The organism is Aliirhizobium wenxiniae, from assembly GCF_019511445.1.
In the GTDB taxonomy this organism is placed as follows: Bacteria; Pseudomonadota; Alphaproteobacteria; order Rhizobiales; family Rhizobiaceae; genus Neorhizobium; species Neorhizobium wenxiniae_A.
On sequence record NZ_JAEUAN010000099.1, the window covers coordinates 1 to 392 of the forward strand.

The 392-nt window shown below is 59.4% G+C and carries 1 protein-coding gene; it reads left to right on the forward strand.

Annotated features, from left to right (window positions below; all coding sequences use genetic code 11):
* Positions 1-50: 50 nt before the first annotated feature.
* Positions 51-392 (forward strand): ParB/RepB/Spo0J family partition protein (locus JNB91_RS30475; protein WP_220329133.1); only part of this gene is annotated, 342 nt, incomplete at its 3' end.

A 392-nucleotide genomic window follows, 5' to 3' on the forward strand; every position in this document is an offset into this window, starting at 1 on the left:
GGCCTGTCCGCGTAAAAATTATTCCGCAGGAGCTGGCGACTGCCGCATCAATGACCGAGAACGGTCATCGGCGGGATATGCACCCTGCCGAACAGATTGCCGGATTCCGCGCAATGGCGCAGGAAGGCAAAACACCTGCACACATCGGTGATTTGCTGGGCTATTCACCCCGCCACGTTCAGCGAATGCTGAAACTGGCTGACCTTGCGCCTGTCATCCTCGATGCGCTGGCAGAAGACCGCATCACCACCGAACACTGTCAGGCGCTGGCGCTGGAGAACGACACCGCGCGTCAGGTGCAGGTGTTTGAAGCCGCCTGTCAGTCGGGATGGGGCGGTAAACCGGAAGTACAGACCATTCGTCGTCTGGTGACCGAAAGTGAAGTGGCGGTG